The sequence below is a fragment of the Perlucidibaca sp. genome, from assembly GCF_057084925.1.
In genome coordinates this window covers 19,928-31,819 of sequence record NZ_JBXMRC010000027.1, presented here as the reverse complement: position 1 = coordinate 31,819, position 11,892 = coordinate 19,928, and the positions used below count along the sequence as shown (strand labels likewise).

The window sequence follows — 11,892 nt, the reverse complement described above, 5'->3', positions numbered from 1 at the left end:
GATTTGATCGGCCAGCCTTGAGACTACCACCCGCATGACTGCCTCAACACACTCTCTTCGTCACACTTTTTCACGCCTTGATCCGCGCCTAATTCCCGTGGTCATGGCCATTAATGAACAGCGCGCTTTGCGCTTGGTCGCGGCACTCTGTCTTGCCATTTATGCGGTGCTTTTACAGGGCGGTCTGCTGGCATCATTAACGGTTTGCCTACTCGTGATCGTTGGCTATGCCGTCTTGCAGAGCATTTTTTCGATACTTGAAGCCCGCATCCTGCCTCGCACCTGGCTCTCAGTACTGATTACTGCACTCGATCTTGCCTTGTTAGCTTGGCAAATGGGAAATGACCCGCTCGCTAGTCTGCCAACCGCTACTTTAAGTGTTTTAGTCCTCGGTTTGGCGGCCTTACGTTGGCCACTCAAAGCCCAAGCAGTGACATTCACCCTGATTCTGACCATCGCAATTCTGAGCACTGTGTGGCGCACCCAAACCCATCTGCAGTTTTCGTGGACATCCGTCGCGATCATTGGCTTAACCAGCATCATTTTGATGTCGCTGGTCACCGTCATGACGCAGCTAGCACGTCAGCACTTCAATACCAGCCTAAGCGCTCCCGGCATTGACGCCAGCACGGGGTTATTTAATCGCCCCACGCTCTATGCCGCCGCCGAATTACTCATGCCCTTGATGCACCGGCAGCAGCAACCACTGACATTGCTCTATATCGTGATTGAGCCTACCGGCCTCGCACCAGGCCGCGAACCCAGCCTCGCCTTGCAAAATGATCTGTGTCGCGAGTTCGCCGAGATTGCTCGAAAGCGTCTAAGAGGTAGCGACATTCTGGTGCGTTACAGCCCGCTGGAGTTTGTCTTTTTGTTGCTGGACTGTCCCAGCAAGCAAGCCGATCCGATTGCTCACTTCCTCCAAGAAAGTTTTCATGCCTCACGCGTGCATCAACAAAGCCCGGCCACCGCTCATATTGGTGCCACATGGCTACCCAGTGAGCCTATGGCGCTGGATCAACTGCTCTATCAATTGGATGAAGCCATGGCGCGGGCACGACAAAGTCGGATTGGAGTTTCGGGCGCCATCTATACCGACCCCGAACAGGGCCGCATGGGTCACCAGTTAAGTGACCGTTAAGGCCACAACAAGACAAGTGGATGATGTTGTCGGACAAAATCGGGGTGCAAAGTCAAAAAACCAGTGCTAATATGCGTTCGTCTGATGTTAGCCAATAGTTCGCCGCAATGAATTATTGAACGGCATCAGACTGGAAATAGACTAGTCCAGTCCAACCTAAGAGAGAATTTTATCATGATGATCAAGAAAATCGCCGTTATGGCCGCTGTTGCCGCTGCTCTGACCATCGCTGGTTGCGCAAAGAAAGAAGAAGCTGCTGCTGTTGAAGCTCCAGCTGCTGAAGCTGCTGTTGAAGCCCCAGCTGCCGAAGCTGCTCCAGTTGAAGCCGCTCCAGCTGCTGAAGCCGCTCCAGCTGCTGAAGCTGCTCCAGCTGCCGAAGCTGCTCCAGCTGCTCAGTAATGAGCTGAGGCCTCGGCCTCAAAAAAAAGGGGTGCTTCGGCACCCCTTTTTCATGCCCGTTTTTTGGAGAATGACATGTCCTGCCCTTGTGGTTCCGGTAACCCACTAGAATCTTGTTGCGCCCCCATTATTGCTGGCGCCCCTGCGGCCACTGCCGAAGCCTTAATGCGCGCTCGCTATACCGCCTACACGCAACACAATATTGATTTCATCGTGGCCTCCACGCACAAAGACGGCATGGAAAACAGCGATTTAGAGGCGATGCGCGCTTGGGCCGAACAGGCCGACTGGCAAGCCCTAGAGATTATTCAGGTAGAGGCCGGTGGCGAACAAGACAAACGGGGTCTGGTAGAATTCAAAGCGCATTACGACATGGGCGGTGTTAAGCACCATCATCATGAAGTGTCCGGCTTTTTACGCTCAGACAAAGGCTGGCAATTCCGTGATGGCGAAGTCCTTCATAGCGGTCCATCAGAAAAGCCCAAGCCGATTGTTAATGACGTTAAAATTGGCCGTAACGACCCCTGCCTTTGTGGCAGTGGTAAAAAATACAAGAAGTGCTGCGGCGCCTAATGCGTCCCCAGCTGGCATTCGGAGAGAAACATGAGTCACGATCCAATCGTCATTGTTAACGGTGCTCGCACCCCTATGGGCGGCTTTCAGGGCAACCTGAGCAGCGTCACTGCAACCACACTGGGCGCCATCTCTATTCGTGAAGCACTGAAGCGCGCAGGCGTTCAGCCTGAACAGGTTCAAGAAGTGATAATGGGCTGCGTATTGCCCGCTGGTTTAAAGCAAGGTCCGGCTCGTCAATCCGCATTAGAAGCCGGGATTCCCGCTGCTGCGGGTGCCACCACCATCAACAAACTGTGCGGCTCCGGCATGAAAGCCACCATGCTGGCACACGACCTAATTGCGGCCGGCACGAATGACATCATGGTCGCCGGCGGCATGGAATCGATGAGTAACGCGCCCTACATTCTGCCTAAAGCTCGCTCGGGCTACCGCATGGGCCATGGTCAAGTCATGGATCACATGTTCCTCGACGGCTTGGAAGACGCTCGCACGGGCCGCCTCATGGGCTCCTTTGCACAAGATATGGCTAACACACTGGGTCTGGGCCGTGCCGATATGGACGCCTTTGCCGTTGAGTCCCTGCGTCGCGCCAATGCAGCTATCGCCAACGGTGATTTCAAAGCCGAAATCGTGCCCGTACCCGTCACCACGCGCAAAGGTGAAGTACTGGTCGACACGGACGAACAGCCCGGCAACGCCAGCCCAGAAAAAATTCCAACCCTGAAGCCTGCATTCGCTAAAGACGGCACTATCACCGCCGCCAACGCCTCGTCGATTTCCGATGGTGCATCGGCATTGGTGTTAATGAAGGAAAGCAAGGCGCGGGAGCTTGGCCTGCAACCGTTGGCCCGTATCATCGGCCACTCAACTCAATCGCAAGATCCTAGCGAGTTCACCATCGCGCCGGTGGGAGCCTTTGCCACGCTGTTTGCCAAAACGGGCTGGAGTGCAGACTCGGTAGACCTGTTCGAAATTAACGAAGCGTTTGCGATGGTCACCATGGCCGCGATGATGAAGCACAACATTCCGCACGAGAAGGTCAATGTCTACGGCGGTGCTTGTGCTCTGGGCCACCCCGTTGGTTCGACTGGCTCACGCATCATCCTCACGCTGATTCACGCGCTAAAGCAACACGGTAAAACCCGTGGTGTAGCCGGCCTGTGTATCGGTGGGGGTGAAGCGGTTGCGATGGCCTTAGAAATTATCTAAGCCGTCTCATGCTGTGGCACTCACAGTGCCACAGCATTTAACTCTGCACGCTTCTTCGCGATCGCCGCCAGGATGGCCGGCAATTTGGCCTGAGCGGCTCGCTCGCCTTCCAGCAAGCTCCGGTGTTTGCTTTCCAGTTCCAGCGTCCCCACACCCAGCACCATCGGTTTAATCACCACCTCCGCCAGCGGCAATTCACGGTTAATCGCCTGCTGCCCCATGATGTTGATGGTTTGGTCCAATAGCGCCCATGCTGAACGCGTTTGACCCGCCGTTGGCCGTGCCGAAATATCCACCGCAATCACTACATCCGCACCCAGATCACGAGCTGTTTCGACGGGAATGGGGCTGACCAAACCACCGTCTACATACTCTTTTCCCGCAATGGTGGCCGGCACAAACACATTCGGAATACTGCAGGACGCACGAATTGCCTGACCGGCGTTTCCACGCGTAAACACGACTTTACGACCCGTATCGGCCTCGGTTGCCACGGCGGCAAAACGAATCGGGAAGTTCTGAATAGGCTGTTGGTTGACCTGCACATTAATGTAGTCCTGAAGCTTCTGACCGAGCAAAAAGCCTTGACGACTCAACGTTAAATCACGCACATCGCTCTCTTCCAAATTCAGCGCCAATTGCTGTAACGCAAAGGGACTGAGGCCGCTGGCATAGAGCCCACCGACAAAGCTTCCCGCACTAGTTCCCACCACCAACTTGGGGCGAATACCATGAGACTCCAACACTTTAATCACGCCAATATGCGCAAAGCCCTTCGCACCACCACCACCTAACACCAGCGCCACAACTGGCTCGCGTGCAGGCTTGACCGGCGCAAGGGGGGCCTGTTGGCAGCTCGTCAGAAGCATCACTGAGACTAAGACTAAGCATCGGTTGATTCGAAAAAACATGTTCGTCCTCACATCAAATTAAGCCGCGCCTGCAAATGCAGTGCGGTCACGGTATTGCTAAAAAACTGGGCTGCTAACTCGGCCTCGGGCAGTCCACGCAACTGCGCAAAAACGGTTAGCACCGAGGGTAAAAACGCCGGGCTGTTTCGTACACGCTCACCCGGTTGGCGAACACGCCCATCAGCGTGCTGATGACTATGCACATACGGAATAAGGTCCGGCGCATCGGTTTCCAACACAAAGCTATCTAAGGGCAACTGCGTCGCCACCGCATGCAGACGCTTAGCCTGTGGCCAGGTCAGCGGCCCGCCCAAGCCCAAATGCATGCCAAGCGCACGATACTGCCGAGCCTCCTCTACGCTGCCGGAGAAGGCATGCACAATACCGCCGTGCCGATGCCCAACGCGCTTCAGGGCGCGGCAGATATCTGCATGGCAGCGTCGCGCATGAATAATGACCGGCAAATTCGAATCGCGAGCCAGGTGCAATTGAGCTTCAAATAACGCGACTTGCTTAGCCCAGTACACAGGTTGGCTCAGTTCGGGCAAAAATTTATCCAGCCCGATCTCTCCGACTGCCACAACCGCTGATTGCTTAAGCGCCGCACTCAAGCGCTGCAAGTCGTCATCCTGATGCTGGGAAAGATAGACCGGGTGCAACCCAAGCGCCGGCAGCAGGCAGGGCCAATCGTCGTGATAAGCCTGGCTTTGGCACAGCGCCAGTAAACTGGGCCAGCGTTCCGCCACGTAAGCGGGCACAACAATATGACTCACTCCCACCGAGCGCGCGGAACGCAGAACATCGTCACGATCTGCGTCGAACTCCGGCGCGTCAATGTGGCAATGGCTGTCGAAGAGCATCAGGGCTTGGGCAAGAATTCCGGCTTAAAAATGCCGGTGAGGCGCGCGTATGGAATCACCAGCTCAGGGGTACCCATTGAATAAGGCCCTAAGGCATACGGCTGATATTTTAAGACTAACCCAGTGGGTAAAAGCGCCAGCACATCAGTCTTATCGAATGGCCAAACATCCGCCAGCGACTTAGCATCCGGCTGCCCGGCCAGCCAGCGCTTATGTGCCAGTTTGGCCTCCTGCCAAAACGCGGCTTCTTGGGCGGGCAATAATAAGTCCTTCAATGTCAGCACACGCTGTAATCGAGTGTCCCAATTCAGCGCGGAAACCACATTCGTGCCGTGAGCCCCGCCGGTGTAGGTGTAATTATCAATATCAATCACAACGATGTGGCCAATACCTGAGAGTTGCTGCGCCCGAATAATTTGCTGCCAGGGTTCATGAAACTCCGCAGCCTCTTTCATGAGGGTCTTAGCCATGGCCAGTACACGCTGCTCGGCCGTTGGACCTACCGGCGCATCAATGACCGTTAGAAATGCGTCGGTTAAGGCTGGCGATTTAGGGAATTGCAGCGCCTCCAAATCAAATTCGGCACAACGCTCAGAACAAGCCGGATCCCTCAGCTTTAGACGCAGTGGTTTAGCGGGCAGCTCAGGGGCTGTGCTAACCAGAGCGGGCTTCGCTGGCGCTGGTATAGTCGCTAAAGCGGGAGTTTCAGGCTGCCACTGCCACCAGCCCAAGCTGGCCAGTAAAGCCACCCCAATCAGTCGCAGCGCGTAGGGCATTAGTGTTCTCGGGTCGGTGAAAAAACAATGTCTGGGTAGCGTTCTTGCATGATCTGCAAGTTCACCCGTGAAGGCGCCAAATAGGTCAAATAACCACCACCATCCAAAGACAGCTGGTCGTGCGCCTTCTTCTTAAACTCTGCCAGCTTGCGCTCATCGTCGCAATGAATCCAACGCACGGTGGATACGTTCACCGCCTCGTATACGCACTCCACTTTGTATTCTTCTTGGAGACGGAACGCGACCACATCGAACTGCAGCACACCGACTGCGCCGAGGATGAGATCGTTGTTGATCTGCGGCATAAAGACCTGCGTCGCGCCCTCCTCCGACAGCTCCTTCAAGCCTTTCTGCAGCTGCTTGCTCTTCAGCGGGTCACGCAAACGCACGCGGCGGAACATTTCCGGCGCAAAGTGCGGGATGCCAAGGAACTGCAACTTCTCGCCTTCAGTGAAGGTGTCGCCGATTTGAATGGTGCCGTGGTTATGCAGACCAATGATGTCGCCAGGCCACGCCTCTTCCAAGTGGGCGCGTTCGCCGGCGAGGAAGGTCAGCGCATCGGCTACACGAACTTCTTTACCCAGACGCACATGCTGCATCTTCACGCCTTTCTGATAGCGCCCTGAACAGATGCGCAAAAAGGCGATACGGTCGCGATGTTTGGGATCCATATTTGCTTGAATTTTGAACACGAAGCCGGAAAAAGTCTCTTCCGTAGGCGCAACTGCGCGCTGCGAGGCCTTGCGCGCCAAAGGCGTCGGTGCCCAATTCACAAAACCGTCGAGGATGTGATTGACGCCGAAATTGCCCAGTGCGGTGCCGAAAAAGACCGGCGACAGGCGGCCAGCCAGAAAATCATCAAGGTTAAAGCTGTGACTAGCACCCTGCACCAGCTCCAGCATGTCGCGCAAATTCGCGGCATCATCGCCCAGCGTGGCGTCGGCATCTGGATTATTCAGTCCATCAATCGTCTTATCTGCAATCAACTCGGAGCCATGCCCCTGCTGATACAAGTAGTAGCGGTCCTCCAAGAGATGGTAGACGCCCTTGAAGTCGCGGCCACAGCCAATCGGCCAGGTAACGGGTGAGCACTTAATGCCCAGTACACTTTCAATTTCATCCATCAGCTCAATGGGGTCACGAATCTCGCGATCGAGCTTGTTCACAAAGGCAATAATCGGCGTATCGCGCAGACGGCACACTTCCATCAACTTGATGGTGCGATCTTCCACGCCCTTACCGCCGTCAATGACCATCAGTGCCGAGTCAACCGCTGTTAGCGTGCGATAGGTATCTTCCGAGAAGTCTTCGTGGCCTGGTGTGTCGAGCAGGTTAATGGTCGCGTCTTTGTACGGGAACTGCATAACCGAGGTGGTGATGGAGATACCGCGCTGCTGCTCCATCGCCATCCAGTCCGAAGTTGCATGGCGATCGGACTTGCGCGACTTTACCGTTCCAGCGACCTGAATGGCCTTACCCCAGAGCAGTAACTTCTCGGTAATGGTGGTCTTACCAGCGTCAGGGTGAGAGATGATGGCGAAAGTACGGCGCGAAGCGACTTCGGCAGCGAGTTGTTCGGTAAAGGACATGAGCGTTCAGCACTGAATTCGGAATGGACAGATTATACGGCGCTGCGCATGGAATGGGGCAGAAAAGCTCAGCCCATACCCGTAGAGCACGCCATCAACAGGGCATCCTCTTTACCATCGGGACCGTCGTAATAATTACGCCGCAAACTGAGCTCGTTATAGCCCAAGGATTGGTAGAGCGAAATCGCCGTAACATTCGATACCCGGACCTCAAGAAACCAGATTGTCACGCCGGAAACTAAAACCTCATCCATGAGTTGCCGTAACAATTCGCGGCCCAAGCCCTTGCCGCGATGCGAGGGGGCAATGGCGATATCGAGCAGGTGCGCCTCATCCAGAATGCGCTGCACAAAGGCAAAGCCGATTACCGCGCCATCCTGCTCCAGCACATAGGCCACATGATTTTGCAGAGACTCCTGCAAGCCCTTCATTGGCCAGGGTGAGGGATGCGACAACTGCTCAATGGCAAAGACCTGCGCAAGGTCATCCGAGGTCATGATGCGGAGCGTGTTTTTCATGAGGCTGACTGAGACTCACTCAATTGCTGCCAAACCTGACGCTTGGCCAGCGGGCTCGCGAGCAACTGCTTTAAGCTGGGCAACAAACGATGTGGGCGCGTCACAAAAGGCGCCAGGGCCTCGCCAAATACCCACAAACGCACCTGAGGTTGTATCTGCCGCTTCAACCACGCCGACAGCATGTCACGCGCCGTATCAGCATCATCCCCTAACAAACCCTTTACGGCGCGAGGCCAAATAAAATCAGGCTCAGCTTCGCCCGGGGTCCACGCCAGTGCGCGCTGAAGATTGCGCCAGAGCTGCTGCTCGGCAGGTGCCAAGTTCAGCACTTCACCGGCCACAACATCTGGAAACTCACCCAAATCGAGCAAGACAAAGCCCTGCTCGCCCAGAGGCATGAGTCGACAGGCAAAGCGCGGCACAGGCTTGGCTGGGGTTACAGGCTCAATCACTACCTCCGGCGACGTTGGACGCACCGGCTCTGGGGTTACATCCACTGCTTTAGGGCGCAGAACCGGATCGGGTAGCACCAATCGACTTACTGGGCTGGCACTGATCGGAGAAGACGGCAAAGGCTCTACCCATCTCTCCACGATCTCGCTGACAGCCGCGCCGGGCAACACGCGACGCGCTTGGAATAACGGAACGCCCAGCGCCGCGAGGTATTCGCGACGGCGGCCTTCACTGAGCGTGGCTTCTGGCATCAAATCGCTTCAGCCTGCGGGTGCGCGCGATCGAGGCCGCTGCGTAATAAGTTCAGTGCATTCAAATAGGCCTTCGCACTGGCGATGACGATATCGGTATCGGCACCGTGGCCATTAATAATGCGGCCAGCCTGACTCAGGCGCACGGTCACTTCGCCCTGGGAGTCGGTGCCGCTGGTAATGGCGTTCACCGAGTACAGCTCCAGCGTGGTGCCGGAGTTGGCCACGGCCTCGATAGCACGGAAGGTTGCATCGACCGGACCGGAGCCCGTCGCCGTCACCGGCTTCTCAGCGCCATTAACCGACAGCAGCAGTTTAGCTTCGGGTAGCGTGCCGGTTTTCGATGTCACTTCCAGTGTAACCAACTTGAAAACTTCCTCGGCGTTGGGTTGCGCATCGGAGACTAAGGCGTGAATGTCTTCATCGAAAATTTCATGCTTCTTATCCGCCAGTTCCTTAAAGCGTACAAAGAGCTGGTTAAGCGTATTGTCGCTGCCAACCGGAATGCCGAGCTCATCTAATCGAGCCCGGAAAGCCGCACGACCTGAGTGCTTGCCGAGCACCATTTTATTCGCATTCCAACCCACGTCTTCGGCGCGCATGATTTCGTAAGTTTCACGATGCTTGAGCACACCGTCCTGATGAATACCGGATTCGTGCGCAAAGGCATTTGCCCCGACGATGGCTTTATTCGGCTGCACCGGAAAGCCGGTAATGGACGACACCAGACGAGAGGCCGGCACAATTTCAGGCGTCCAAATGCGCGTGCTAACCGGGAATAAATCCGCGCGGGTATTCACCGCCATCACAATTTCTTCCAGCGCGGCATTACCCGCGCGCTCACCAAGACCATTGATGGTGCACTCCACTTGGCGCGCACCCTGCAGGACAGCGGCCAACGAGTTAGCCACCGCTAAACCCAGGTCGTTATGGCAATGCACGGAGAAAATCGCTTTGTGCGCATTCGGAATGCGCGTCAGTAGCTGTTCAATGAGGTCGCCGTACTGACCTGGAATGGCATAGCCAACCGTGTCTGGGATGTTGATGGTGCTGGCACCGGCATCAATCGCCGCCTCAATAATACGGCAGAGAAAATCCACTTCCGAACGTCCGGCGTCCTCGCAAGAGAACTCCACATCATCGACCAGATTGCGCGCGTACTTCACCGCACGCACGGCATTCTCCACCACCGCGTCTGGCTCCAGACGCAGCTTGTATTTCATGTGAATTGGTGACGTAGCGATAAACGTATGGATGCGGGCAGCATTGGCCGGCTTTAGCGCCTCGGCAGCCCGGTCAATATCCTCAGCACGAGCACGAGACAGCGAACAAATTCGCGAATCTTTTACCGCCGCTGCGACCGCGCGCACCGCCTCAAAGTCGCCCTGTGAAGCCACCGCAAAGCCCGCTTCAATGACATCCACTCGCATGCGTTCCAAAGCCTTGCCGATGCGTACTTTCTCTTCCAGAGTCATCGAAGCGCCGGGGCTTTGCTCGCCATCACGCAGGGTGGTATCAAAAATAATTAGCTGATCTTTGCTCATCGCACTACTTCCTTAATCCGGTGATGCCCGTGGGCAACAGCCTTCTATTATTCGCCAGTTTGACTGTACTCGGCCAGCCACAAAAAAGAACGCACCAAGCCCTTCCATCACCGCTAATTATTGATAGTGTGCGCGGCTGTTTTTACACAAGGCACGTGCATGAGCCTCCCCCTGCCTTGCGTGGCGTAGGTGCCGACCAAGCTAAGCTGGCGACTCGTCTCATTCAGGACTCCGCGCATGAGCTCATCACCACGTTTTTCAGCGAGCTGCTCACTCACTTGCAACGGGCCGGCGATGTGCCTGCTTATCGCGAAGCTGCCAGCATGGTAAGCGAGATTGCCGACAAACTGACGCACTATCTGGGTTGGGCGTCGGCGTTTTTCAGCAACGAGCGCATCAAGCCGGCGGTCAGTCATTATCACGCCATGATGCTGCAACGCCCGCTGCAGGGCATCATGCAGCCGGTCATCGCATTTGCTATTCCCGCAGAGCTGGCCCAGCGCTTGGAGCGACTACTGACGCCACTTAGCCAAGGGCAAGCCGCGAGTGCACACGAAGGTATCGAAGCGCTTATCGAGGTCATCGATATTGCCCTGCACGCGCTGCTCATCAAGCCTAAGCAGCTGATGAGGTTCAACTTCGTGGTGGACAAGACCCTAAATGGCGTCATCTCCCTCACGCAAACATTGTCCTTCCGCAGCCTGCGCAAGATTGGCGAACAAATGCCCGCTGCGCATCAACCGGTGCTCGCTCAGCAATTGCAGCAATTAGTTCAGACCTCCAGCCAGGCCCAAGCAGCCTGAGCCGAGCTGTCGCGACTCAGCGCGGGATCTCGCGAAACAGAAAGCTTTCGAGATGATCCGCGACCGGCACGAACATCGGTCGCGGCAAGAACTGGCCGAGCTTGCGCAGACTGCGATTGGACAGCGCCAAGGTCACTGAAATCACGCCATTCAGGGTCTTGTCCACCACGAAGTTAAACTTCATGCGCTGCTTGGGCACATAGAGCAGCGGCTCCAGCGCCTCATCAATCACACGAATCAGAACTTCGATGCCAGCCTTGGCATCGGGTGCCGAGCCATCACGCAAAGCATCCAGTGCCGCTTTCGCTTCAGCAGCCAACCCGGGGCTGATGCTGAACGCCAGATGCGCCACTGGCACACCCTCCACCGGCAGCGGCGTCATCAGCGAACGATAATGCGACACCACGGGAGCCAGACGTTCATTGCTGAAGAAGCCAGTAACCCAACCCAAGTAATGACGCAGCTTACCCTTAATGTCTTCGACCACAGCCACTGCCTCACGGAACACCGGCGAACCGGGGTCTTTGGCTTGCAGCGAGAGCATGAGCTGGCCAAAGAAAGCATCAATTAAATCGCAAGATGCTTCGGTGATGAGCTTGCCAGCCAGTGCCGCCTGCGACTCCTTCACGCGTTGCTGCAGAGCGTTATCAAGTGACGCCACAGCATCGGGTAATGAGTCAGAAATACGGCAAGCAATAAATGGAGGAGTTAACGGCACGATGAAATTCCCGGTGAGCAAAGATAGGACAAACAGTAAACGAATACGCGCTCGCGGAGTACGCTGAGATGCCCATAAAAGCAGTCATTACGGCGAATGCCTTGGGCGGCGCACTCGCATGCACGACTCTTTTTAACCCCCATA

13 protein-coding genes are annotated in these 11,892 nt (G+C 55.9%); 5 read left to right on the top strand and 8 right to left on the bottom strand.

Annotation, left to right across the window (positions count from 1 at the left end; genetic code table 11):
* Nucleotides 1-34: 34 nt before the first annotated feature.
* From AC14IB_RS07940 to AC14IB_RS07925, 4 genes are all read left to right on the top strand, one after another.
* Nucleotides 35-1,141 (top strand): GGDEF domain-containing protein, encoded by a 1,107-nt coding sequence (locus AC14IB_RS07940; protein WP_484231375.1) that lies wholly within the window; start codon nucleotides 35-37, stop codon nucleotides 1,139-1,141.
* Between the two features lie 174 nt (nucleotides 1,142-1,315).
* The gene (locus AC14IB_RS07935; protein ID WP_484231374.1) at nucleotides 1,316-1,540 is read left to right on the top strand and encodes a hypothetical protein; all 225 of its coding nucleotides are present in this window, start codon (nucleotides 1,316-1,318) and stop codon (nucleotides 1,538-1,540) included.
* Between the two features lie 75 nt (nucleotides 1,541-1,615).
* Complete coding sequence (locus tag AC14IB_RS07930) at nucleotides 1,616-2,113, top strand: YchJ family protein (protein WP_484231373.1); 498 nt, start codon at nucleotides 1,616-1,618, stop codon at nucleotides 2,111-2,113.
* Nucleotides 2,114-2,143: 30 nt separating this feature from the next.
* Nucleotides 2,144-3,325, top strand: coding sequence for an acetyl-CoA C-acyltransferase (locus AC14IB_RS07925; protein ID WP_484231372.1), 1,182 nt, complete (start codon nucleotides 2,144-2,146; stop codon nucleotides 3,323-3,325).
* Between the two features lie 20 nt (nucleotides 3,326-3,345).
* Here AC14IB_RS07925 and AC14IB_RS07920 read toward each other — a convergent pair whose 3' ends face one another.
* The 7 genes from AC14IB_RS07920 to AC14IB_RS07890 all read right to left on the bottom strand — a co-directional run bounded on the left by AC14IB_RS07920 (nucleotide 3,346) and on the right by AC14IB_RS07890 (nucleotide 10,227).
* Nucleotides 3,346-4,236 (bottom strand): patatin-like phospholipase family protein, encoded by an 891-nt coding sequence (locus tag AC14IB_RS07920; RefSeq protein WP_484231371.1) that lies wholly within the window; start codon nucleotides 4,234-4,236, stop codon nucleotides 3,346-3,348.
* Nucleotides 4,237-4,244: 8 nt separating this feature from the next.
* Nucleotides 4,245-5,096 (bottom strand): TatD family hydrolase, encoded by an 852-nt coding sequence (locus AC14IB_RS07915; protein WP_484231370.1) that lies wholly within the window; start codon nucleotides 5,094-5,096, stop codon nucleotides 4,245-4,247.
* Nucleotides 5,096-5,872, bottom strand: coding sequence for an RsiV family protein (locus AC14IB_RS07910; protein WP_484231369.1), 777 nt, complete (start codon nucleotides 5,870-5,872; stop codon nucleotides 5,096-5,098). Before AC14IB_RS07910 ends, AC14IB_RS07915 begins: the two co-directional genes overlap by 1 nt.
* Complete coding sequence (locus AC14IB_RS07905) at nucleotides 5,872-7,461, bottom strand: peptide chain release factor 3 (RefSeq protein ID WP_484231368.1); 1,590 nt, start codon at nucleotides 7,459-7,461, stop codon at nucleotides 5,872-5,874. Before AC14IB_RS07905 ends, AC14IB_RS07910 begins: the two co-directional genes overlap by 1 nt.
* A 68-nt stretch (nucleotides 7,462-7,529) precedes the next feature.
* Nucleotides 7,530-7,979 (bottom strand): ribosomal protein S18-alanine N-acetyltransferase, encoded by a 450-nt coding sequence (rimI, locus tag AC14IB_RS07900; protein WP_484231367.1) that lies wholly within the window; start codon nucleotides 7,977-7,979, stop codon nucleotides 7,530-7,532.
* Nucleotides 7,976-8,683, bottom strand: a complete 708-nt coding sequence (locus AC14IB_RS07895; RefSeq protein ID WP_484231366.1) for a hypothetical protein — start codon at nucleotides 8,681-8,683, stop codon at nucleotides 7,976-7,978. The genes rimI and AC14IB_RS07895 overlap by 4 nt, the downstream gene beginning before the upstream one ends.
* Nucleotides 8,683-10,227: a 2-isopropylmalate synthase gene (locus tag AC14IB_RS07890; RefSeq protein ID WP_484231365.1), complete on the bottom strand. Its 1,545-nt coding sequence runs from the start codon at nucleotides 10,225-10,227 to the stop codon at nucleotides 8,683-8,685. The genes AC14IB_RS07895 and AC14IB_RS07890 overlap by 1 nt, the downstream gene beginning before the upstream one ends.
* 155 nt (nucleotides 10,228-10,382) lie before the next feature.
* Between AC14IB_RS07890 and AC14IB_RS07885 the strand changes: the two genes are divergently transcribed.
* Nucleotides 10,383-11,030 (top strand): hypothetical protein, encoded by a 648-nt coding sequence (locus tag AC14IB_RS07885; protein ID WP_484231364.1) that lies wholly within the window; start codon nucleotides 10,383-10,385, stop codon nucleotides 11,028-11,030.
* A 16-nt stretch (nucleotides 11,031-11,046) separates the two neighbouring features.
* On the opposite strand, the gene AC14IB_RS07880 is transcribed toward AC14IB_RS07885, so the two are convergent.
* Nucleotides 11,047-11,748 carry a hypothetical protein gene (locus AC14IB_RS07880; RefSeq protein WP_484231363.1) on the bottom strand — a complete coding sequence of 234 codons (702 nt, stop codon included), beginning with the start codon at nucleotides 11,746-11,748 and terminating at the stop codon, nucleotides 11,047-11,049.
* Between the last annotated feature and the right edge of the window lie 144 nt (nucleotides 11,749-11,892).